Source organism: Leclercia sp. UBA2479, from assembly GCF_002341985.1.
Classification (GTDB): domain Bacteria; phylum Pseudomonadota; class Gammaproteobacteria; order Enterobacterales; family Enterobacteriaceae; genus Enterobacter; species Enterobacter pneumoniae.
In genome coordinates, this window is record NZ_DDPB01000004.1 from 123,706 (window position 1) to 147,897 (window position 24,192).

Annotated in this window: 17 protein-coding genes; 13 read left to right on the forward strand and 4 right to left on the reverse strand. The window is 56.1% G+C overall.

Going from position 1 to position 24,192, the window contains the following annotated elements; translation table 11 throughout:
* Positions 1-26 precede the first annotated feature (26 nt).
* From B3B59_RS03795 to mutH, 3 genes are all read right to left on the reverse strand, one after another.
* Positions 27-1,067 carry an NADP(H)-dependent aldo-keto reductase gene (locus tag B3B59_RS03795; RefSeq protein WP_046887087.1) on the reverse strand — a complete coding sequence of 347 codons (1,041 nt, stop codon included), beginning with the start codon at positions 1,065-1,067 and terminating at the stop codon, positions 27-29.
* 130 nt (positions 1,068-1,197) lie between these two features.
* Positions 1,198-1,416, reverse strand: coding sequence for a YgdI/YgdR family lipoprotein (locus B3B59_RS03800; RefSeq protein WP_040074197.1), 219 nt, complete (start codon positions 1,414-1,416; stop codon positions 1,198-1,200).
* A gap of 128 nt (positions 1,417-1,544) precedes the next feature.
* A complete protein-coding gene (gene mutH, locus B3B59_RS03805) occupies positions 1,545-2,237 on the reverse strand; it encodes a DNA mismatch repair endonuclease MutH (RefSeq protein WP_046887086.1) in 693 nt (230 codons plus the stop codon).
* 681 nt (positions 2,238-2,918) lie between these two features.
* Here mutH and rppH point away from each other — a divergent pair.
* From rppH to recD, 12 genes are all read left to right on the forward strand, one after another.
* On the forward strand, positions 2,919-3,449 hold the full coding sequence (rppH, locus tag B3B59_RS03815; protein WP_040074200.1) for an RNA pyrophosphohydrolase: 531 nt from the start codon (positions 2,919-2,921) through the stop codon (positions 3,447-3,449).
* A gap of 12 nt (positions 3,450-3,461) precedes the next feature.
* Positions 3,462-5,708 carry a phosphoenolpyruvate--protein phosphotransferase gene (ptsP, locus tag B3B59_RS03820; RefSeq protein WP_046887085.1) on the forward strand — a complete coding sequence of 749 codons (2,247 nt, stop codon included), beginning with the start codon at positions 3,462-3,464 and terminating at the stop codon, positions 5,706-5,708.
* A 174-nt stretch (positions 5,709-5,882) separates the two neighbouring features.
* Positions 5,883-6,758 (forward strand): prolipoprotein diacylglyceryl transferase, encoded by an 876-nt coding sequence (lgt, locus tag B3B59_RS03825; RefSeq protein ID WP_040074202.1) that lies wholly within the window; start codon positions 5,883-5,885, stop codon positions 6,756-6,758.
* A 6-nt stretch (positions 6,759-6,764) separates the two neighbouring features.
* Positions 6,765-7,559: a thymidylate synthase gene (gene thyA, locus B3B59_RS03830; RefSeq protein ID WP_040074203.1), complete on the forward strand. Its 795-nt coding sequence runs from the start codon at positions 6,765-6,767 to the stop codon at positions 7,557-7,559.
* 183 nt (positions 7,560-7,742) lie between these two features.
* Positions 7,743-8,207 (forward strand): prepilin peptidase-dependent protein, encoded by a 465-nt coding sequence (locus B3B59_RS03835; RefSeq protein WP_046887161.1) that lies wholly within the window; start codon positions 7,743-7,745, stop codon positions 8,205-8,207.
* Positions 8,198-8,761, forward strand: a complete 564-nt coding sequence (locus B3B59_RS03840; protein ID WP_286808105.1) for a prepilin peptidase-dependent protein — start codon at positions 8,198-8,200, stop codon at positions 8,759-8,761. The genes B3B59_RS03835 and B3B59_RS03840 overlap by 10 nt, the downstream gene beginning before the upstream one ends.
* A complete protein-coding gene (locus tag B3B59_RS03845) occupies positions 8,758-9,165 on the forward strand; it encodes a DUF2509 family protein (RefSeq protein ID WP_286808107.1) in 408 nt (135 codons plus the stop codon). The genes B3B59_RS03840 and B3B59_RS03845 overlap by 4 nt, the downstream gene beginning before the upstream one ends.
* On the forward strand, positions 9,150-9,476 hold the full coding sequence (locus B3B59_RS03850) for a prepilin-type N-terminal cleavage/methylation domain-containing protein (RefSeq protein ID WP_263616360.1): 327 nt from the start codon (positions 9,150-9,152) through the stop codon (positions 9,474-9,476). The genes B3B59_RS03845 and B3B59_RS03850 overlap by 16 nt, the downstream gene beginning before the upstream one ends.
* 12 nt (positions 9,477-9,488) lie before the next feature.
* Complete coding sequence (gene recC, locus B3B59_RS03855; RefSeq protein WP_286808109.1) at positions 9,489-12,857, forward strand: exodeoxyribonuclease V subunit gamma; 3,369 nt, start codon at positions 9,489-9,491, stop codon at positions 12,855-12,857.
* A gap of 147 nt (positions 12,858-13,004) precedes the next feature.
* Positions 13,005-15,887 carry a pitrilysin gene (gene ptrA, locus B3B59_RS03860; RefSeq protein ID WP_286808111.1) on the forward strand — a complete coding sequence of 961 codons (2,883 nt, stop codon included), beginning with the start codon at positions 13,005-13,007 and terminating at the stop codon, positions 15,885-15,887.
* Complete coding sequence (gene recB, locus B3B59_RS03865; RefSeq protein WP_286808112.1) at positions 15,884-19,429, forward strand: exodeoxyribonuclease V subunit beta; 3,546 nt, start codon at positions 15,884-15,886, stop codon at positions 19,427-19,429. Before ptrA ends, recB begins: the two co-directional genes overlap by 4 nt.
* Positions 19,426-21,249 (forward strand): exodeoxyribonuclease V subunit alpha, encoded by a 1,824-nt coding sequence (gene recD, locus B3B59_RS03870; RefSeq protein ID WP_286808113.1) that lies wholly within the window; start codon positions 19,426-19,428, stop codon positions 21,247-21,249. Before recB ends, recD begins: the two co-directional genes overlap by 4 nt.
* Positions 21,250-21,272: 23 nt before the next feature.
* Here recD and argA read toward each other — a convergent pair whose 3' ends face one another.
* Positions 21,273-22,604, reverse strand: coding sequence for an amino-acid N-acetyltransferase (gene argA, locus B3B59_RS03875; RefSeq protein WP_040074213.1), 1,332 nt, complete (start codon positions 22,602-22,604; stop codon positions 21,273-21,275).
* A 228-nt stretch (positions 22,605-22,832) separates the two neighbouring features.
* Between argA and amiC the strand changes: the two genes are divergently transcribed.
* Positions 22,833-24,086, forward strand: a complete 1,254-nt coding sequence (gene amiC / locus B3B59_RS03880; protein ID WP_040074214.1) for an N-acetylmuramoyl-L-alanine amidase AmiC — start codon at positions 22,833-22,835, stop codon at positions 24,084-24,086.
* The last annotated feature ends 106 nt before the right edge of the window (positions 24,087-24,192 follow it).

Here is a 24,192-nt window from a genome sequence, read left to right on the forward strand (position 1 = left end):
ACCTCTGGGTTGCCGTTTTGCTTTTGTTATGGGGCGGGGTAGGTATAAACCTGATGCACCGCTTCAATCTCGGCTAACACCTCTTCACTCAGTTCGAGATGCCGGCTTTCAACGTTGGTTTTCAACTGCTCCAGCGAGGTTGCGCCCAGCAAGGTGCTGGCAACAAACGGCTGACGGCGAACAAAGGCCAGCGCCATCTGGGCAGGATCCAGACCGTGACGTTTCGCGATATCGACATACGCCGCCACCGCTTTTTGCGACTGCTCGCCGCTGTAGCGGGTAAAGCGGCTAAAGAGGGTATTACGCGCTCCGGCAGGTTTCGCGCCGTTAAGGTATTTACCCGTCAGGGTGCCAAAGGCCAGACACGAGTAGGCGAGCAGTTCCACCCCTTCATACTGGCTCACTTCCGCCAGACCCACTTCATAGCTGCGGTTCAGCAGGCTATAGGGGTTCTGGATAGTGACGATACGCGGCAGATCATGCTTATCGGCCAGGTGCAGATAGCGCATCACGCCAAACGCGGTTTCGTTAGAGACACCGATATAACGGATCTTTCCGGCGCGCTGGCACTCGGTCAGCGCTTCCAGGGTTTCGAGCAGGGTCACCACCGGCGCGCTGTCGGCCCAGCTGTAACCCAGCTTGCCGAAACAGTTAGTTGGTCGCTGCGGCCAGTGTACCTGATAGAGGTCAAGGTAATCGGTCTGCAGACGCTTCAGGCTGGCATCCAGCGCTTCGCGAATGTTCTTGCGATCAAGGATCTGATTCGGGCGGATCCCGCTGTCATTGTTGCGTGACGGCCCGCTGACTTTAGAGGCGAGGACCAGCTTCTCACGGTTGCCATGCTTTGCCAGCCAGTTGCCAACATAGGTTTCCGTTAAGCCCTGAGTCTCGGGGCGCGGCGGCACCGGGTACATCTCTGCCACATCAATCAGGTTTATCCCCTGGCTGATGGCGTAGTCGAGTTGAGCATGGGCATCGGCTTCGCTATTTTGTTCACCAAATGTCATGGTGCCCAACCCCAGTTGACTGATTTCCAGTGAGCTATGGGGGATACGGTGATAATGCATAGCCGGCTTCCTTTATAGTGACTTATAAGATGGGTCAGGAACCTCCCGACAAAGGAATATAAACATGGCAGAGGGGAAGCAAAAGGGGAAGAGAAAAATCAAAAAGGCCAGCGGGCGCTGACCTTAATCTTTATCGTTCAATAATTTGTGAAACTTCATCGCGGTTAATCTGCATCGAATTTCCTTGCTGATCGCGGTAGCTCACCAGACCGGTATCATCGTCGACTTCGGGTTTGCCGTCAGTCAAAATCATCCGACCGTCCTTTGTCGCCATGACGTAATCGCTACTGCAACCAGAAACGGCAAACGCTAAACCAACAGCTGAAATGATCACTGCCCATTTTTTCATATCCACCCCCTTTAACTGGCTCAAACTCTTCTTAGTGTAGTAATAACTTAGAAGTTACGAAGCCGAAAGCAGTAAAATCTTAAAAATACTCATATTGCGGGCGATATAACGAAAATGGCCATGAAAAACTATGTTTTCAACAAAAAATGGCGTGCCAGCAAGGTGCCGGTGAAATTCTTTTTCAGGTAAAAGCCGCGCGGAAGGGTCAAAATGGGCTCGCCATGTGTACCAATGGCCTCGGTCAGGGCTTTGCTATTGGCGGCTTTAGGACGCAATTGCAACACCTCTCCGTGACGCGCAGTGATACGCTCAACCTGGCCAAGGACAATCATATCCATCAACTCTTCCCAGTCCAGCCGCAGTTGCCGATCTTCTTCTTCGTCAGGGCTCCAGATCAGCGGCGAACCGATTCGCCGTTCTGCCAGTGGAATAGCCCGATCCCCTTCAACCGGCACCCACAGGACGCGGTTCAATTTATGCTTCACGTGGCTGGTTTCCCAGGTGATCCCGGTATTCCCCGTCAGTGGTGCCACACAGACAAAGGTCGTCTCCAGCGGTTTACCCTGACTATCCACCGGGATGGTTTTGAGCTCTACCCCGAGCGCCGCAAAATCCTGCTCCGGCTTGCTGCCGGCGCTGGCACCCAGCCACACCTCCAGCAAGAGACCGATCCAGCCTTTATCACGCTTCAGATCCTGCGGAATGGGTAAACCTGCAAGCCGCGCCAACTCCCCCAAAGAGTAGCCAGCCAGCCGCTGGGCCTGGGCCATTAACTGTGCTTCGCTGTCAGGTGGAGAGCTTAACGGTACGAGGGAAAACATAACGAACCTATTGGTTAAAAAATGAGCAGTTGTTATACACGATCGAGAATGAGTTTATCCCGTTCTTTATAAAGAAAACAGACCAATGATTTATAACGATTTTCTTAACCTTTTAAGGCGAAATTTTTCGAACACAAAAAGGTTGTTCAAATCTGGTCACTGACAATGAACAGGATCTTACACCATGTTATCCACAGAAAAGTGGGATAAGTGGTGATAACCCTGACTACTGGTTCCATTTACAGCCTTGACGTATGGTCAAAATCGAAAAATCAGACAAAATGTGCCTAACTTATTGGCACAATCTGTGGATAAAACCGACGCTGGTGGATCTTTCATCAATACGATGATCTTGCCTGTGACCTGCATCACATTAACCGATGTTATGCAGTGAATTAACAGGGTAATACCCTGTATTTAAAGCTTTTGTTTGGGTGCCATTTTTACGTATCATTAAGAGTAATCTGGGTTGTCCATCGGTAATTCCATACTTCTTCACAACTCTATCCACAGAAAAAGTGAATAAAATCGTCTTTCGGCTCGGTCATCTGTTTATAACTCAGATGAAATTTGTGAGTTATTCAAATGTTATTACGCCGCAGGGCTGTAAGAGAGTGGTTTACCGCCTCACTGGAGTGTGAAACAATCATTTGTATATAAAGTTTAGTTTGAGGTAGTCCGGTGATTGATGACGATGGCTACCGCCCGAATGTCGGAATCGTAATTTGTAATCGTCAGGGGCAGGTGATGTGGGCCCGCCGATATGGCCAGCACTCCTGGCAATTTCCCCAGGGTGGGATAAACCCCGGAGAGACCCCAGAGCAAGCGATGTATCGGGAGCTGTACGAAGAAGTTGGCTTAAGCCGGAAGGATGTTCGTATCCTTGCTTCGACCCGCAACTGGTTGCGTTACAAATTACCAAAACGTTTGGTGCGTTGGGACACAAAGCCGGTATGTATCGGCCAGAAACAAAAATGGTTTCTTCTGCAACTGGTGAGCAGCGACGCAGATATCAACATGCAAAGCAGTAGCACGCCGGAGTTCGACGGTTGGCGCTGGGTTAGCTACTGGTATCCTGTCCGTCAGGTCGTGTCGTTTAAACGCGACGTTTACCGCAGGGTAATGAAAGAGTTCGCAAGTGCCGTCATGACGCTTCAGGAGGCCCCTCCTAAGCCGCAAAGTGCACCTGCCTGGCGACGTAAAAGAGGTTAAGCTACGCACATTATGCTCACCCGCCTGCGAGAAATAGTCGAGAAGGTGGCCAGCGCTCCACGGCTCAACGAGGCGCTGGATATTCTGGTCACTGACATCTGTCTTGCGATGGAAACTGAGGTCTGTTCGGTCTACCTGGCCGACCATGATCGGCGTTGTTATTATCTGATGGCCACGCGAGGTTTGAAAAAACCACGCGGCCGTACCGTCGCGCTTGCATTTGATGAAGGTATCGTCGGGTTGGTTGGGCGCCTTGCTGAGCCTATCAACCTGGCGGATGCGCAGAAACACCCCAGCTTTAAATATATCCCCTCCGTAAAAGAAGAACGCTTCCGGGCATTTCTGGGCGTTCCCATTATTCAGCGTCGTCAGCTGCTTGGCGTGCTGGTCGTTCAGCAGCGCGAACTGCGTCAGTACGACGAAAGTGAAGAGTCTTTTCTCGTAACGCTGGCCACGCAAATGGCAGCCATACTCTCCCAGTCCCAGCTCGCGGCGCTGTTTGGTCAATATCGCCAGACGCGCATACGCGCGCTGCCTGCTTCGCCGGGCGTCGCCATCGCCGAAGGCTGGATGGACGCAACCCTGCCGTTAATGGAGCAGGTTTACGAAGCCTCTACGCTGGACACCGCCCTTGAGCGAGAGCGACTAACCGGCGCGCTGGAAGAGGCAGCCAGTGAGTTTCGCCGCTACAGTAAACGCTTTGCCGCCGGTGCGCAGAAAGAGACGGCCGCCATTTTCGATCTTTACTCCCACCTGCTGTCAGATGCGCGTCTGCGTCGGGAGCTTTTTGCTGAGGTGGATAATGGCTCGGTGGCCGAGTGGGCGGTCAAAAAGGTCATCGAAAAATTTGCCGAGCAGTTTGCGGCCCTGACCGATGGCTATCTGAAAGAGCGGGCAGGGGATCTGCGTACGTTGGGTCAGCGCCTGCTCTTCCATCTTGACGACACCATTCAGGGACCCAATACCTGGCCTGCACGCTTTGTGCTGGTGGCCGATGAGCTGTCAGCGACTACGCTGGCGGAGCTGCCGCAAGATCGCCTCGCCGGGATTGTCGTGCGCGACGGGGCAGCTAACTCGCATGCTGCCATCATGGTGCGCGCGCTGGGGATCCCAACGGTCATGGGGGCAGACATCCAGCCTTCAGTACTGCATCGCCGTACGCTGGTGGTGGATGGCTATCGCGGAGAACTGCTGGTCGATCCTGAACCGGTAGTCCTGCAAGAATATCAAAAGCTTATTGTTGAAGAGAATGAGCTGAGTCGTCTGGCAGAAGACGATGTTAACCTGCCCGCTGCGCTGAAAAGCGGCGAGCGAATCAAAGTCATGCTCAACGCTGGCTTAAGCCCGGAGCATGAAGAAAAGCTGGGTAGCCGTATCGACGGCATTGGACTTTATCGCACCGAAATCCCCTTTATGTTGCAAAGCGGCTTCCCGTCCGAAGAGGAGCAAGTCGCGCAATATCAGGGCATGCTGCAGATGTTCAATGATAAACCTGTCACGCTGCGTACCCTTGATGTGGGGGCGGACAAGCAGCTCCCGTATATGCCGATCAGCGAAGAGAACCCCTGCCTCGGCTGGCGTGGGATCCGGATTACGCTCGATCAGCCTGAGATCTTCCTGATCCAGGTGCGGGCCATGCTACGAGCCAACGCCGCGACCGGCAATCTCAGTATTCTGCTGCCGATGGTTACCAGCATCGACGAGATTGACGAGGCGAAACGCCTGATCGAACGCGCCGGGCGCGAAGTAGAAGAGATGATCGGCTATGCGATCCCGAAACCACGTATCGGGGTGATGCTTGAAGTACCCTCAATGGTGTTCATGCTGCCCCAGCTGGCTTCTCGCGTCGATTTTATCTCCGTGGGCACCAACGATCTCACGCAGTACATGCTGGCGGTCGATCGTAACAATACCCGTGTGGCGAGTATCTACGACAGCCTGCACCCGGCCATGCTGCGTGCGCTGGCGATGATTGCCCGGGAAGCAGAACAGCAGGGTCTCGACCTGCGGCTCTGCGGCGAAATGGCCGGTGATTCCATGTGCGTAGCGATTCTCGTCGGCCTGGGCTTCCGCCACCTCTCCATGAACGGGCGTTCCGTGGCGCGCGTCAAATACCTGTTACGCCATATTGAATATGAAGACGCGCAGCAGTTGGCCCAGCGCAGTCTCGAAGCCCAACTGGCGACAGAGGTACGTCATCAGGTTGCGGCCTTCATGGAGCGCCGTGGGATGGGGGGCCTGATTCGCGGCGGGCGCTAAAAAGCGATACCCTCCCGGTGACGAGAGGGTATACATATCTTTTACAACTTCACCACCGCGTCGCCGTCTCCCTTGTGCTATGATTCGCAACCCTGGAGCCCCCGATAAACACGGGCGGCATTTTTACCGCTGTCCACCTCTTTTCGGCGGAATAACAAGATCCTGTGGTGACAGATGAATAGTGGCTATCTGCATTTTCCGGAATTTGATCCGGTCATTTTCTCAATTGGACCCGTTGCGCTTCACTGGTACGGCCTGATGTATCTGGTTGGTTTCATCTTTGCCATGTGGCTGGCAGGCCGTCGCGCCTCCCGTCCCGGCAGTGGCTGGACCAAAAACGAAGTTGAAAATCTGCTCTATGCCGGCTTCCTCGGGGTATTCCTCGGCGGACGTATCGGCTATGTGCTGTTTTACAACTTCCCGGTGTTCCTCAGCGATCCGCTCTATCTGTTCCGCGTCTGGGATGGCGGCATGTCGTTCCACGGCGGCCTGATTGGCGTCATTCTGGTGATGGTGATCTTCGCTTATCGCACCAAACGTAACTTCTTCCAGGTGTCAGATTTTATCGCGCCGCTGATCCCGTTTGGCCTGGGTGCAGGTCGTCTCGGTAACTTTATCAACGGCGAGCTGTGGGGACGTGTTGATCCTAACGTCTCCTTCACCATGCTCTTCCCGGCTTCCCGCGCGGAAGATATGGCGCTGCTGCCCTCGCATCCAGAATGGCAATCGATTTTCGATACCTACGGCGTTCTGCCGCGACACATGTCTCAGCTGTATGAAATGGCGCTGGAAGGCATAGTGCTGTTTATCATTCTGAACATTTTTATCCGCAAACCGCGTCCAATGGGGGCCGTATCGGGTCTGTTCCTGATAGGTTACGGGGCGTTCCGTATTATCGTGGAATTCTTCCGCCAACCGGATGCGCAGTTCACCGGCGAGTGGGTGCAGTACATCAGCATGGGGCAGATTCTCTCCATCCCGATGATTGTCGCGGGTATTATCATGATGATTTGGGCTTATCGTCGTCGCCCACAGCAACAGCTTTCCTGAGGTCTCATGAAACAGTATCTTGACCTGATGCAAAAAGTGCTCGATGAGGGCACGCCGAAAAACGACCGCACCGGCACCGGTACGCTCTCCATTTTTGGCCACCAGATGCGCTTCAATCTGCAAGAGGGCTTCCCGCTGGTCACCACCAAGCGTTGCCATTTGCGCTCGATTATCCATGAGCTGCTGTGGTTCCTGCAGGGTGATACCAACGTTGCGTATCTGCATGAAAACAATGTCTCCATCTGGGACGAATGGGCCGACGAGAACGGCGATCTGGGGCCGGTATACGGCAAGCAATGGCGCGCCTGGCCTACGCCAGATGGCCGTCACATTGACCAGATCACCACCGTGATGAACCAGCTGAAGAATGACCCGGATTCGCGCCGGATCATCGTTTCTGCCTGGAACGTCGGCGAGCTGGATAAGATGGCGCTGGCGCCATGCCACGCCTTCTTCCAGTTCTATGTGGCAGACGGTAAGCTCTCTTGCCAGCTCTACCAGCGCTCTTGCGATGTGTTCCTCGGCCTGCCGTTTAACATCGCCAGCTATGCGCTGCTGGTACATATGATGGCGCAGCAGTGCGATCTGGAAGTGGGTGACTTCGTCTGGACGGGCGGAGATACCCACCTGTACAGCAACCATATGGAGCAGACCCATCTGCAACTCACCCGTGAGCCGCGTGCCCTGCCGAAACTGGTGATCAAGCGTAAGCCCGACTCTATCTTCGATTATCGTTTTGATGACTTCGAAATCGAGGGCTACGACCCGCACCCTGGCATCAAGGCCCCGGTCGCGATCTGACCCGGTCATGCTGACACAACCGGTGCCCCAGGGCGCCGGTTTTTTTTGCCTGTAATCTCTCTTTGCGGCCCTGCTTCCGCCCTGTTTGCAATGGGCTGCAATGTCAAAAAAAGCGTGGAAACCGCCTCGTAAACCGCCGACTTGCCTGTCGCCAGCGCTTCGCCGCTGCGCCACACTCCGCACATGAAAATCGCAAAGGGCTTTACGCTCATCGAAACGCTGGTGGCTATTTCGCTTGTCGTGACGCTAAGCGCGGCGGGGCTGTATGGCTGGCGAAGCTGGCAGCAACAGCAACAACTCTGGCAGACCGCACGTCAGGTACGTGACTATCTGGTTATGCTGCGCAACGACGCCTGGCGTAATAACCGCGACCATAGGGTGGTACTCGGGCAGCGCGGTCAACAGTGGTGCCTGCGAAGGGAACAGGCAGTCGCGTGCCAGCAGCATGATCCCTGGGTGCTAATCCCCCTCTGGCCAGCCATCAGCGTCAAAGCGATCACGCCCGGGCTAGGCTTTTATGGGCTTCGGGATACGGCCTGGGCCGGGCGCATTTACCTTCAAAGCCCGGCGGGGGAGTGGCTGGTGATTGTCTCATCCTGGGGTCGCATCAGGATGTGCAGCGCAAAGGGAGAATTTGCATGCCGCTAAAACAGACAGGCTTTTCACTGACGGAAGTATTGATCGCGATGGCCATCAGCAGCTTGCTGCTGCTCAGTGCCGTCCGTTTCCTGCCGGGGCTGCAGCGGGCGCTGCAAACGGAAACCGCGCAGCAGGAAATTGAAGAGGAGATCGGGCTGCGATTAGCGGGTATAGGGAAACATCTGCAGCGCGCGGGTTTCTGCGCCGGCACCTGTCAGGGGGCTGCGTTAGAGCTTAGCGCGCAGGGTGAGTGCGTCATTGTGCAATGGGATGAAAACAGTAATGGCCGCTGGGAAACCACCCCACAAACGGCGGCGGAGCAAACGGGATTTCGTCTGAATGCCGGGGCACTGGAGACGCTGCGCGGGGCCACATCCTGTCGGGGTAAAGGCTGGGAGCGGATAACGGATCCGGACAGGGTCACGGTTGTTCATTTTAAAGTAGAAAAGATGCAGCGAGCGGGGTTTGCCCCGGAGCTTACCCTGGCACTTTCTGCCGCGTTTGCAGGTCGGCAGGGGCGGGTTTTCCAGGCCTATCACAGTGTGACGGGGTATAACCTGTGAAGCGGCAAAAAGGGATCTCTTCGCTGGCAATGGTATTGATGATTCTCATGCTGGGCTCGCTATTGCTGGCCGGGCACAACCAGCAACTGAATACGCTGTTGTTCATCGTCAATGCTGAACGTCATGCTATACAGCAGCAGGCCGGGGCGCAGTCAGCGATGGAGTGGGCGCGCACCCTTGGCTGGCAGCCTGTCGCTGCGCAGCAATGCCAAAAGCATCCCAGCCAGACGTGGTGGGCGTGTCTGCGTCCTGTTGGGGATGACGAGCGTCTATTGATTGCCGGCAGCGAAGGCAGCACGCTGTGGCGGTTAGGGAGCATTACCTCCGGTGAGGTCGTATTTTCCCGCCACGGCTGGAGCGACTTTTGCCCCATAAAGGAGGCCGCACTGTGTCAGGCAAAATAATCAGCAGACAGCGTGGATTCAGTATTGTCGAGGTGTTACTGGCAATGGCGCTGATGATCATGGTCGTCACGATGCTGGCGGGCTATCATCGTGCCCTGGCCAGCCGGTTCGTCATGCTCGATCACTATCGCCAGCTCTGGCGCCATGGCTGGAACCAGTCTCAGCTCCACGCCAGCGCTCTCCCGGAAGGCTGGCAAATAAACCGGGGGCAGACAACGCACGCCGGATGTGTCAGCATCTCGGTCACACTTATTTCTCCACAAGGTCGACAGGGGCAGATGACACGCCTGCACTGTCCAATCAGCAAATAGTTGAGAGCAGTTATGTTAAGGGTCTACCACTCAAACCGCCTGGATGTGCTGGAAGCACTGATGGAGTTCATCGTCGAACAGCAACGGCTCGACGATCCCTTTGAACCCGAGATGATCCTGGTTCAAAGCACCGGTATGGCCCAATGGCTGCAGATGTCCCTGTCGCAAAAATTTGGTATCGCCGCCAATATTGATTTCCCGCTGCCCGCCAGCTTTATCTGGGATATGTTCGTCCGCGTGTTGCCAGAAATTCCAGAACAGAGCGCGTTCAATAAGCAGAGCATGAGCTGGAAGCTAATGTCGCTTCTGCCCGATATGTTACCCCGCGATGAGTTTGCCATGCTGCGGCACTATCTCAACGATGATACGGATAAGCGAAAACTCTTCCAGCTGGCCTCGCGGACGGCGGATCTCTATGACCAGTATCTGGTCTATCGCCCGGAATGGCTCACCCGCTGGGAAGCGGGTGAACTGATTGATGGCCTGGATCAGGCGCAAATCTGGCAGGCCCCGCTCTGGAAGGCGCTGGTGGAACATACGCACGCGCTGGGGCAGCCCCGCTGGCACCGTGCCAATTTATATGAGCGTTTCATCGCCATGCTGGAGTCTGCAGACTCTGCACCAGAAGGCCTGCCTTCAAGGGTCTTTATCTGCGGTATTTCTGCTTTGCCGCCGGTCTACCTGAAGGCGCTTAATGCGCTGGGTAAACACATTGATATCCACATTCTCTTTACCAATCCCTGTCGTCACTACTGGGGTGATATTCAGGATGCCCGCTGGCTGGCACGCAGGCTGACCCGTCAGCGGCGTCGTCTTTTCGATGAGCGCAGTGTCCCGCTGTTCAAAGACAGCGAGACGGCGGCGCAACGCTTTAACGATGAAGGGATCCATGAGCTGGCGAATCCTTTGTTGGCCTCCTGGGGCAAGCTGGGACGCGACTATATCTACATGCTTTCAGAGATCACGGAAACGGGTGAAGGGGATGTGGATGCGTTTGTAGATATCACGCCCGACAACCTGCTGCATAACGTCCAACTGGATATTCTGGATCTGGAAAACAGTGCCGTCGCGGGAATCACTGCCGATGAGTTTGCCCGCAGCGATAGAAAACGCCTGCTTGATCCCGAGGATCGCAGCGTGACCATCAATATCTGCCATAGTCCGCAGCGTGAAGTAGAAGTGCTGCATGACAGACTGCTTGCGATGCTTGAGGACGATCCGTCGCTCACTCCACGCGATATCGTGGTCATGGTGGCCGATATCGATAGCTACAGTCCTTTTATTCAGGCGGTGTTTGGCAGCGCGACGGGCGATCGCTATCTTCCCTATGCCGTATCTGACCGTCGCGCGCGCCAGTCTCATCCGGCCCTGCAGGCCTTTATTAGTCTGCTTACGCTACCAGACAGCCGCTTTGTGCCTGAAACCGTACTGGCGCTGCTGGACGTGCCGGTGCTGGCTGCCCGTTTCGACATTGATGAAGAGGGGCTACGTTACCTGCGCCAGTGGGTAAACGAATCGGGCGTGCGCTGGGGGATGGATGACGACAACGTGCAGGCGTTTGAACTGCCCGTGACGGGCCAGCACACCTGGCAATTCGGGCTGACCCGTATGCTGCTCGGCTATGCCATGGAGAGCAGCCAGGGGGAGTGGAACGACGTTCTACCTTACGACGAATCAAGCGGCTTAATTGCCGAACTGGTTGGGCATCTTGCCTCGTTGCTGATGCAGCTTAATCGCTGGCGTAGCAGGCTGATGGAGAGCCGGGAGCTGGAAGCGTGGCTGCCAGTCGCCCGGGAAATGTTGAACGACTTTTTCCTGCCCGACCAGGAGACTGAAGCGGCAATGGCGCTGATTGAGCAGCAGTGGCAGGCGATCATCGAAGAGGGGGTAAATTCTCACTATGGCGAAGCGATTCCCCTCTCTCTGCTGCGCGACGAACTGACCCAGCGTCTGGATCAGGAGCGTATCAGCCAGCGCTTCCTGGCCGGGCCGGTTAACATCTGTACTCTGATGCCAATGCGCTCCATTCCGTTCAAGGTGGTCTGCCTGTTAGGGATGAACGACGGTGTCTATCCACGCGCGCTGGCCCCGCTCGGCTTCGATCTAATGAGCCAGAATCCCCAGCGTGGCGACCGTAGTCGTCGTGATGATGACCGCTATCTGTTCCTTGAAGCCTTGATCTCAGCTCAGCAAAAACTTTACATCAGCTATATCGGTCGCTCCATTCAGGATAACAGCGAACGTTTCCCCTCCGTGCTGGTGCAGGAGTTGGTGGACTATATCGGGCAGAGCCATTACCTGCCGGGCGATGAAGAACGTAACTGTGACGAGAGCGAGAAGCGGGTGAAAGCGCATATCACCTGCTATCACAGCCGCATGCCATTTGATCCAGCCAACTACGTGGCAAGCGAGCAGCAGAGCTATGCCCGCGAATGGTTACCGGCGGCGAAGAGAGAAGGCAAAGCCCATACCGACTTTATACAGCCGCTGCCCGCGCTGTCCATCACCGCCATTACCTTCGAGCAGTTACAGCGTTTCTGGGCGCACCCTGTGCGCGCTTTTTTCCAGATGCGCCTGCAGGTCAACTTCCGCTCTGAAGAGAGCGAAATCCCCGATGCGGAGCCCTTTACCCTGGAGGGACTAAGCCGTTATCAGCTTAATCAGCAACTGTTGAATGCGCTGGTCGATGAGCAAGATGCCGACATGCTGTTTCGTCGTTTTCGCGCTGCGGGGCAGCTACCCTATGGCGCCTTTGGCGAAATCGTCTGGGAGACTCAGTGTCAGGAGATGCAGACGCTCGCTTCCCGCGTGATTGAATGTCGCCAGCCGGGTATCAGTATGGAGATCGATCTCGAATGCAGCGGTATTCCGCTCACCGGTTGGCTACAGCATGTACAGCCGGATGGCCTGCTGCGCTGGCGCCCGGCGATGTTGAGTGTTTCACAAGGGTTGCAACTTTGGCTGGAACATCTTGTCTACTGTGCCAGTGGCGGTGAAGGCGAAAGCCGGCTCTTTGTGCGCAAGGATGGCGAGTGGCGCTTCCCGCCGCTTCCGGCGGAACAGGCTATGCACTATCTGGAACAGCTCGTTGCCGGTTATCTGCAAGGAATGAACCAACCGCTACTTCTGCTGCCAGAAAGTGGGGGGGCATGGGTAAAAACCTGTTACGACGCGACAAACAATGTCATGTTAACCGATGAGGCCACATTGCAAAAAGCGCGTAGCAAGTTCCTGCAGGCCTACGAGGGCAATATGATGGTGCGCGGCGAAGGGGATGATGTCTGGTATCAGCGTTTATGGCGCACCCTTGAACCGGAATACTTTGACGCTATCACGGAAGAGGCGCAGCGCTATCTGTTACCTTTGTTCAAATTTAATTAGTCCTGGCGGCTGTATAAAAATTGCGCGGTCATAAGCATTGAATTATGATGCCCATCGCGTCACGGACTGATGTACCACGATAAAGAGATGCCGGCGCGTTCGGCACGAAACACGTTAATGATGTCGTCCGTGATGATGAGGTAGTGAATGCCAGGCAGCACCATGTTGAAAGCGTTTGTTTTGTTTGTCGCCCTCTGGGCACCCTTCAGTCAGGCGAACACCGGTTGGCAACCCCTTCAGGAAACGATCCGCAAAAGCGACAAAGACACCCGCCAGTATCAGGCTATTCGGCTTGATAACGGGATGGTTGTGCTTTTGGTTTCCGATCCTCAGGCGGTAAAGTCGCTGTCGGCGCTGGTGGTGCCGGTTGGCTCGCTGGAAGATCCCGATGCGCATCCCGGGCTTGCACACTATCTTGAACATATGATCCTGATGGGCTCGAAAAAGTACCCGCAGCCCGACAGTCTCGCCGAATTTTTAAAAATGCACGGTGGCAGCCACAACGCCAGTACCGCGCCGTATCGCACCGCCTTCTACCTTGAAGTGGAAAATGACGCCCTGGAAGGGGCGGTAGATCGTCTTGCGGATGCGATTGCCTCGCCGTTACTGGATAAAAAGTATGCCGATCGTGAACGCAACGCCGTAAACGCAGAGCTGACGCTGGCCCGTACCCGTGACGGGATGCGTATGGCCCAGGTAAGCGCCGAGACCATCAACCCGGCGCACCCGGCTTCCCGTTTTTCTGGTGGGAACCTCGAAACCCTGAGCGACAAACCCGGCAGCCCGGTGCTGGATGCCCTGCATGCGTTTCGCGATAAATACTACTCCGCCAACCTGATGAAAGCGGTGGTGTACAGTAATGAGCCCTTGCCAGCACTGGCAAAAATCGCTGCTGAGACTTACGGCCGCGTGCCGAATAAAAACATTACTAAACCGCAAATTGACGTCCCGGTCGTGACCGATGCACAAAAAGGGGTAATCATTCATTACGTACCGGCGATGCCGCGTAAAGTCTTGCGCGTCGAGTTTCGTATTGACGACAACACCGCCCAGTTCCGCAGTAAAACCGACGAACTGGTGAACTACCTCATCGGCAACCGCAGCGCCGATACGCTGTCGGACTGGCTGCAAAAGCAGGGGCTGGCAGAAGGTATCCGCGCTGATTCCGATCCGGTAGTAAACGGCAACAGTGGCGTGCTCGCCATCTCCGCAACCTTAACCGATAAAGGCCTTGCCCATCGCGACGAGGTGGTGGCGGCGATTTTCAGCTACCTCAATCTGCTGCGCGAGAAAGGGGTCGATAAGCGCTACTTTGACGAACTGGCTCACGTGCTGGATCTCGACTTCCGTTACCCCTCTATCACCCGCGATATGGATTACGTCGAGTGGCTGGCTGATACCATGATCCGCGTGCCGGTTGAGCACACGCTTGACGCGGTCAATATTGCCGATCAATACGATGCTGCCGCGGTGAAAGCCCGTCTGGAGATGATGACGCCGCAGAATGCCCGCATCTGGTATATCAGCCCGGATGAACCGCACAACAAGACAGCCTATTTCGTCAATGCGCCTTATCAGGTCGATAAAATTAGCGATAAAACCTTTACAGACTGGCAGCAAAAATCGGCGGCCATCGCGCTCAAGTTGCCGGAGCTGAACCCTTACATTCCTGATGACTTCACCCTGATCAAGCCTCAGGGGGCTTATCCTCAACCCAAACTGATTGTCGATGAGCCAACCCTGCGGGTGGTCTATACCCCAAGCCAGTACTTTGCTAACGAGCCGAAGGCCGACGTTAGCGTAATACTGCGTAATCCTGCGGCCATGAACAGTGCCCGCAACCAAGTGATGTTTGCCCTGAATGATTATCTGGCGGGGATCGCGCTGGACGAGCTCAGCAACCAGGCCGCCGTCGGCGGGATCAGCTTCTCGACCAATGCCAACAATGGCCTGATGCTCAATGCCAACGGCTATACCCAACGGCTGCCGCAGCTTTTCCAGGCCCTACTGGCGGGATATTTCAGCTATACGCCAACCGAGGATCAGCTGGAGCAGGCGAAGTCATGGTATGCCCAGATGATGGATTCGGCGGAAAAAGGCAAAGCCTTTGATCAGGCGATCATGCCGGTGCAAATGTTGTCTCAGATTCCGTACTTCCAGCGTGAAGAGCGCCGTGCATTGCTGCCCTCTATCAGTCTGAAAGAGGTAATGGCCTATCGCGATGCGCTGAAAGCCAATGCCCGTCCGGAGTTCCTGGTGGTCGGAAATATGACGGAAGAGCAGACGAAAACGCTGGCGAAAAATGTCCGTGACCAGCTGGATGCTCATGGTAACGAATGGTGTCGTAATCAGGATGTGCTGGTCGAAAAACAGCAGAACGTGATTTTCGATAAAGAGAGCAACACCTCTGACTCTGCGCTGGCGGCCGTTTTTGTCCCTACCGGATACGACGAGTTTGCCAGTTCGGCAAACAGCGCGGTGCTGGGACAGATCATTCAGCCATGGTTCTATAACCAGCTGCGTACTGAAGAACAGCTGGGTTATGCGGTCTTTGCCTTCTCGATGAACGTCGGGCGCCAGTGGGGGCTCGGCTTCCTGCTGCAAAGTAGCGATAAGCAGCCTGCCTATCTGTGGCAACGCTATCAGGCATTCTTCCCGCAGGCAGAGGCGAAGCTTCGCGCCATGAAGCCGGAAGAGTTTGCCCAAATCCAGCAAGCAGTGATTGCGCAGATCAACCAGGCGCCACAAACCCTGGGCGAAGAGGCCTCAAAAATCAGCAAAGATTTCGATCGGGGTAATATGCGCTTCGATTCGCGTGATAAAGTAGTGGCCGAAATTAAGCAGCTCACGCCGCAAAAAGTGGCCGACTTCTTCCACCAGGCGGTGGTTGATCCTAAAGGGATGGCCATCCTCTCCCAGGTGTCAGGTAGCCAGAACGGGAAGGTCGAATACCTCCACCCGGACGGCTGGAAAGTCTGGAAAAGCGTAAGTGAGCTGCAGCAATCACTGCCATGGAGCAAGAAAGAATGACCGATACCGCTGAGTCTCTTAATCCCCTTCGTTTAGCACTCCAGGGCGAAAGGTTGATTGAAGCCTCAGCGGGAACCGGAAAGACCTTCACCATCGCCGCCCTGTACCTGCGACTACTGCTCGGCCTGGGCGGCAGTTCTGCCTTTAGCCGCCCCCTGAGCGTTGAAGAGTTGTTGGTGGTGACTTTCACCGAGGCCGCAACGGAAGAGTTGCGTGGCCGTATCCGCGCCAACATCCACGAATTACGCATCGCCTGCCTGCGAAACGCCACCGATAACCCGCTCTATGCCAGCCTGCTCGAAGAGATTGGCGATACCGAACAGGCGGCGCAATGGTTGCTGCTGGCAGAGCGGCAGATGGACGAAGCGGCGGTCTTTACTATCCACGGTTTTTGTCAGCGGATGCTCAGCCTCAATGCCTTTGAATCGGGCATGCTGTTTGAACAACAGCTGATCGAAGATGAATCTGAGCTGCGCTACCAGGCCTGCGCTGATTTCTGGCGTCGCCATTGTTACCCCTTGCCACGCGATATCGCCCAGGCTGTTCACGACCTGTGGAAAGGGCCGGAAGCGCTCCTGCGTTCCATCGATCGTTATCTGCAGGGGGAAGCCCCGGTGATTAAATCCCCGCCGCCAGCAGATGAAACCCTGGCCTCTCGCCATGAAAAGATCATCGCGACGATCGACGCGATGAAAGAGCAGTGGCGCAGTGGGGTCGGTGAGATTGATGCCATTATCGAAAATTCGGGCATCGACAGGCGCAAGCTTAACCGGGGTAATCAGGCGAAATACATTGAGAGAATTAACGCCTGGGCTGAAGAAGAGACCTGTAGCTATCAGTTGCCTGACGCGCTGGAAAAATTCTCTCAGACATCCCTGACCGAACGCACCAAAGCAGGCGGCCAGGTACCGGAACATCCGCTGTTCACCGCCATTGATGCGATACTGGCTGAGTCGCTTACCCTGAACGATTTAATGATTACCCGTGCGCTGGTGGAGATCCGCGAAGCCGTAGCGCGCGAAAAACGCCGTCGGGGCGAGCTCGGCTTTGACGACATGTTGAGTCGACTTGATGCTGCGCTTAACAGTGAAAACGGCGAAGCGCTGGCGGCCGCGATTCGTAAACGATTCCCGGTGGCGATGATCGATGAATTCCAGGATACCGACCCGCAACAGTACCGTATCTTTCGCCGCATCTGGCGCCAGCAAGCGGAGACGGCGCTGCTGCTGATCGGTGACCCTAAGCAGGCGATCTACGCATTTCGCGGCGCCGACATCTTCACCTACATGAAAGCACGTGGCGAAGTGGCGGCGCACTATACGCTGGATACTAACTGGCGTTCCGCGCCTGGCATGGTCGAGAGCGTAAACAGGCTCTTCTCGCAGATGGACGATGCCTTCATGTTCCGCGACATTCCTTTCAAACCGGTCAAATGGGCTGAAAGAAATGCCGGGTTACGTTTCGAATACCAGGGTGAAGCACAGCCGGCGATGCGTTTCTGGCTGATGGAAGGAGAGGGCTGCGGCGTAGGAGACTACCAGGCCTTTATGGCCCAGCACTGCGCGGCACAAATCCGCGACTGGCTGAGCGCCGGGCTGCGCAATGAAGCCGTGCTGCATACAGGCAAAGATTCCCGACCGGTGCAGGCATCGGATATCACGGTGCTGGTGCGCAGTCGCCAGGAGGCCGCGCTGGTGCGCGACGCGCTAACCTTGCTCAGCATCCCTTCGGTCTATCTCTCCAACCGCGACAGCGTGTTCGAAACGCTGGAGGCGCAGGAGATGCTCTGGCTGCTGCAGGCGGTGCTGGCGCCGGAGCGCGAAAACGTGCTGCGCAGTGCGCTCGCCAGCTCCATGCTGGGGCTGAACGCGCAGGATATCGATACGCTGAATAATAATGAAACCCACTGGGATGCAGCGGTAGAAGAGTTCACCCGCTATCGCGACCGCTGGCAAAAGCGGGGCGTGATGGCAATGCTGCGCGATGTCATGACGCAGCGACAGATTGCCGAGAATATGTTGGCGACTCCCGGCGGCGAGCGGCGTTTAACGGATATCCTGCATATTAGCGAGCTGTTACAGGAAGCGGGTTCGCAGCTGGAAAGCGAGCACGCGCTGGTACGCTGGCTGGCGCAGCATATTGCCGAGCCAAACAGCAATGCTTCCAGCCAGCAGATGCGCCTGGAAAGCGACAAACACCTCGTCCAGATCGTGACTATCCACAAATCCAAAGGCCTGGAGTACCCGCTGGTCTGGCTGCCCTTTATTGCTAACTATCGGGTGCAGGATCAGGCCTTCTACCACGATCGCAAAACCTTCGAAGCGGTGCTGGATCTCAGCAAGGCCGATGCCAGTATTGAGCTTGCCGAGGCGGAGCGACTGGCAGAAGATCTACGCCTGCTGTACGTAGCGCTCACCCGTTCCGTATGGCACTGCAGCCTGGGGGTGGCCCCTCTATCACGCCGTCGTGGCGATAAATCCGGCGAGAGCGATTTCCACCTCAGCGCGCTGGGACGACTGGTGCAGAAAGGCGAAGCGAAAGACGCCGTCGGGCTGCGCCAGTGTCTGGAGGCGCTCTGCAATGAACATATCTCGCTGCACACGGCCGGCGTGGCAGACAGCGACCGCTGGCAAATGCCTGAATCGTTATCTCCTGAGCTGCAGGCGCGACAGATCGCCCGCGCGCTGGCGGATGACTGGCGGGTCACCAGCTACTCCGGTTTGCAGCAGCACGGCCAGGCGCTGGCACAGGATCTGATGCCGCGGCTGGATGTCGATGCCGCAGGCGTTGGAGAAGTCGCGCAGGAGCCGGAGCTGACGCCGCACCAGTTTCCACGTGGTGCGTCCCCTGGGACCTTTCTGCACAGCCTGTTTGAAACACTCGACTTTACCCAGCCGGTATCAGAAACCTGGGTAGCGGATGTGCTGCAAAAAGGGGGGTACGACGTACGCTGGCAACCGGTGCTGACGGCCTGGATTACCCGTATTTTACAGGCGCCGCTGAACGATGAAGGCATCTCTCTGAGTCAGTTAACGGCGAAAGAGAAACAGGTTGAGATGGAGTTTTATCTGCCTATTTCTGGCCCGCTTACCGCTACGGCGCTGGACGCGCTAATTCGTCGATATGATCCCCTGTCGCAGGGCTGCCCACCTCTCGACTTTCGTCAGGTGCGCGGCATGCTGAAAGGCTTTATCGACCTGGTATTTCGCCATAACGGCCGTTATTACCTGCTGGATTACAAATCTAACTGGCTGGGCGAGAACCGTGACGCTTACACCCAGGAGGCGATGGCGCGGGCGATGCAGACGCATCGCTATGATCTGCAGTACCAGCTCTATACCCTGGCGTTACACCGCTATTTGCGCCATCGCATCGCGGATTACACTTATCAGCGCCATTTTGGCGGCGTGATTTATCTGTTTTTACGTGGCGTCGACGGCAGTGCGCCGGGATCGGGAATTTTCTGCACGCGTCCTGACGAAGCCCTGATTAACCAGATGGATAGCCTGTTTGCTGGCACCACAGAGGAGGTAGCGCAATGACGATGCAGGAGTGCTTACTTGAGGCGGTTGAGCAGCGTCTGTTGCGTCGTCTGGATGTGCAATTTGCCATGATGGTGGCAGATAACGACCACCCGACGTTGATGCTGGCTGCCGCTTTACTCAGTTATGATGCCGGGGAAGGGCATGTCTGCCTGCCATTATCGCGCCTGAAGCCCGACGCGAAAACGCCAGCCCCGCTGCTGGCCTGCTTCAATCTGTTGGGGGACGATCCCGACTGGCGGGGAGCGTTAATGGACTCTCCGGCGGTGAGCGATGGCGCGAAACCTACTCCGCTGATCCTGGTTGACGATCGGCTCTATCTGAACCGGATGTGGCGCTACGAGCAGGCAGTGGCGCGTTTCTTTACGGAAGCGAACCAGCCTTTAACGCACAATGAAGCAGAGATGCAGAAGACGCTCAACGATCTGTTTAGCGTCGAGGGCGACGTGAACTGGCAAAAAGTGGCCGCGGCAGTCGCATTGACACGCCGAATCTCGGTCATTTCCGGCGGGCCGGGTACCGGTAAAACCACCACCGTGGCGCGCCTGCTGGCCGCGCTGATTCAGATGGCCGGCAAGACAAAATGCCGTATCCGCCTGGCCGCACCGACGGGCAAAGCGGCGGCACGCCTGACGGAGTCATTGGGGGGCGCAGTGCAAAAACTGCCCCTGACAGAGGCGCAGCGCAAGCTCTTCCCGAGCGAGGCCAGCACGCTGCATCGCCTGCTGGGGGCGCAGCCGGGTAGCCAGAATCTGCGTTACCACGTAGGTAATCCACTGCATCTGGATGTGCTTGTGGTAGACGAAGCGTCCATGATTGACCTGACGATGATGTCGCGCCTGATCGATGCGCTGCCTGCGCATGCGCGCGTGATCTTCTTAGGGGATCGCGATCAGCTGGCTTCGGTAGAGGCCGGCGCGGTGCTGGGGGATATCTGCACCTGGGCCAGCGCGGGTTTCACGGCCCAGCGCGCGCAGGAGCTTGCTGGCCTGACGGGGTACGCGCTCGAAGGTAATGCCAGCCAGGTGGCAGGGGCGCTGCGCGACAGCCTGTGCCTGCTGCAAAAGAGCTATCGATTTGGTAGCGACTCCGGCATTGGTCAGCTGGCGGCGGCAGTCAATCGCGGCGATCGCCAGGCCTTAAGTACCGTCTTTGATGGTCGTTTCAGCGATATTGAGAAAAAGGCGCTACAAAGCGGTGAAGAGTATCTGAGTATGCTCGACGATGCTCTGGTAGGCTATCAGCGCTTCCTGCAGGCCGTTCAGCAGCAAGCCTCCCCGGAGGCAGTCATTGCCGCCTTTGGCGAGTTCCAGCTGCTGTGTGCGCTGCGAGAAGGGCCCTTCGGTGTGGCAGGGTTGAACGAGAAGCTGGAGCAGGTACTGGCGCAAAAACGCAAGATTACCCGTCAGCCCCTCTCCCGTTGGTATGAGGGCCGCCCGGTTATGATCTCGCGCAACGACAGCGCGCTCGGGTTATTTAACGGGGATATCGGGATTGCCCTGGATCGCGGGCAGGGGTTACGTGTCTGGTTCCAGATGCCGGATGGCCGCGTGAAATCGGTTCAGCCAAGCCGTTTACCGGAAAATGAAACCGCATGGGCCATGACGGTGCATAAATCCCAGGGGTCGGAGTTCGATCATGCGGCGCTGATCCTGCCGGTACAGATGTCGCCCGTCGTCACCCGTGAGCTGGTCTATACCGCCATTACCCGTGCGCGTCGCCGCTTATCCTTGTATGCGGATGAGAGTGTCCTGACGCAGGCTGTCACCACGCGAACCGAGCGGCGTAGCGGCCTGAACACCCTTTTTGAAGCGCTGTAACTGCCCCTCACGCCGGGGAGGGATCAGGTGAGATCGGCCATCAGCACTTTGGAACGGCGCTGATAGTTATACATCTCTTTTTTGCTCTCAGGCAGAGAGTCAATATCCACCGGCGTGAAGCCACGCTCCTGGAACCAGTGAATGCTGCGGGTAGTGAGGACGAAGAGTTTATTCAGCCCAATTTGCCGCGCCTGGGCGGCAACACGCTCCAGCAACACTTCACCGCGTGACGAACTGCGGTAATCCGGGTGCACGGCCACACAGGCCATCTCACCGATCTTCTCTTCCGGGAAGGGGTAGAGAGCCGCACAGGCGATAGTCAGGTTGTCGCGCTGAATAATGGTGAACTTGTCGATCTCCATCTCCAGCTGTTCGCGGGAACGACGCACCAGAATCCCCTGCTGCTCCAGCGGGCGGATCAGCTCCAGAATTCCGCCGATGTCGTTGATGGTGGCGCGACGTATCTGCTCGGCGCTCTCCATGACGATCTGCGTACCAATGCCGTCGCGCGAGAAGAGCTCCTGCAACAGCGCGCCATCTTCCTGATAGCTAATCAAATGGCTGCGACGCACCCCGCTGCGGCAGGCTTTTACCGCCCCCCGCAAGAAGCGCACGGTGCCAGAGTGGTAATCGCCCTGGGCTTCGAGAGACTCTACGCGGGCCTGCGCTTCGTTAGGGAACAGCTCAGAGACAATATCCCCCAGCTCGTTGGTCACGCCCTGCGATGAACAGAAACCAATCATCTTCTCGGCTTTCAGCTTGATAGCCAGTTGCGTGGCAATCTCTTCCGAGGTGAGGTTGAAGCTTTCGCCGGTGACGGAGACGGCGACCGGCCCCGTCAGTACGATGGCGCCGCCGTCCAGCTGACGATGGATCGCCTCTTCGTCGATACGCCGTATACGGCCGCTATGGCAGTAATCCACCCCGTCATCTACGCCGAGCGGCTGGGCGATAATAAAATTGCCGCTCACCACGTTGATATGTGCCCCCTGCAGAGGGGTATTGTTCAGGCTCATTGAGAGACGTGCGGTGATATCCAGCTGCAGCAGGCCCGCCGCCTGCTTAACCAGTTCCAGCGTTTTGGCATCGGTAACACGAGTGTGTTTATGGTAGATAGGTTCGTGGTGATGAGAGGCCAGATTGGCGTCGATCTGCGGCCGGGCGCCATACACCACAACCAGGCGAATACCCAGACTGTGCAGCAGGCCGATGTCGTTGACGATACTGGAAAAGTTTTCGTGTTCAATGGCTTCGCCGCCGAGCAGCACGACAAAGGTTTTCCCACGATGGGTGTTGATATAGGGAACAGAATGGCGGAATCCCTGGACCAGTTCGATTCTACGCTCCTTCACCACGGCACAACCCTCAATGAATTTTTATTCGTAATTAATGTATTTTTATTCGATCGTGGCCGTGAGCGCAAGCCTAAATTTTGGCTGATACGAAGAAATAGCTATATAAGCAAGGCATTAACTAAGGATTGTTTACCCTTTAATAGATGACAGTTTATGCGTCATTCGTTAAAGTTTTCGGTCAATTTGGACGTTTTGTGTATAAATACGATTTCTTTGCTCGGGAGAAGCATGTCGGGATCCAAGTCAGCTTTAAGCCGCCGCCGTCTGTTACAAGGGGCCGGGGCCATGTGGTTACTCAGTGTGAGTCAGGTTGGGCTTGCTGCTGTCACGCAGGTCGTGGCTGTACGCGTCTGGCCATCCTCAACCTATACCCGCGTCACGGTAGAATCGAACCGGGTGATGAAATATAAGCAGTTTGCCCTGAGCAACCCTGAGCGCGTTGTAGTGGATCTTGAAGGTGTCAATCTTAACTCCGTCCTGAAGGGGATGAGCGCGCAGATCCGCGGCGATGATCCTTACATCAAGTCTGCGCGGGTAGGGCAGTTTGATCCGCATACCGTGCGCATGGTGTTTGAACTGAAACAAAACGTGAAGCCGCAGCTGTTTGCGCTGGCGCCGGTCGCGGGTTTCAAAGAGCGTATGGTGATGGATCTTTATCCGGCCAATGCCACAGACATTCAGGATCCGCTGCTGGCCCTGCTGGAAGATTACAACAAAGGCGATCTTGACCGGCAGGTTCCTCCGGCCCAGAGTGGCCCGCAGCCGGGAAAAGCCGGGCGCGATCGCCCGATAGTCATCATGCTCGATCCGGGGCATGGTGGAGAAGACTCCGGCGCGGTAGGCAAATACCATACGCGCGAAAAAGATGTGGTACTGCAGATCGCCCGTCGCCTGAAGGCATTGATCGATCGGGAAGGCAATATGCGCGCCTATATGACGCGTAACGAAGATGTCTTTATCCCGCTGAAGGTGCGCGTGGCCAAAGCGCAGAAGCAGCGTGCGGATCTCTTTGTTTCGATTCATGCGGATGCCTTTACCAGCCGTCAGCCGAGCGGGTCCTCCGTCTTTGCGCTCTCAACAAAAGGGGCCACCAGTACCGCAGCACGCTATCTCGCCGATACGCAGAACGCCTCGGATTTGATTGGCGGCGTGAGCAAAAGCGGCGACCGCTACGTCGACCACACGATGTTTGATATGGTGCAATCGCTCACTATCACCGACAGCCTTAAATTTGGTAAAGCGGTGCTGGGTAAACTTGGCGGCATCAACAAACTGCATAAGAACAGCGTTGAACAGGCCGGCTTTGCCGTGCTGAAAGCACCGGATATTCCGTCGATTCTGGTTGAGACGGCCTTTATCAGTAACGTGCAAGAGGAGCGTAAGCTTAAAACCGCTAAATTCCAGCAGGAAGTGGCCGAGTCGATTCTGGCCGGGATTAAAGCTTACTTTTCTGATGGCGCGACGCTGGCCAGAAGAGGGTAGTGGAGGCACGCCGGGTTCACGCCCGGCTAATTCACAAATCGCAGATACAAAAAAACACCCAGATGGGTGTTTAATGTTTTCGAAGTATTGGTTGCGGGGGCCGGAT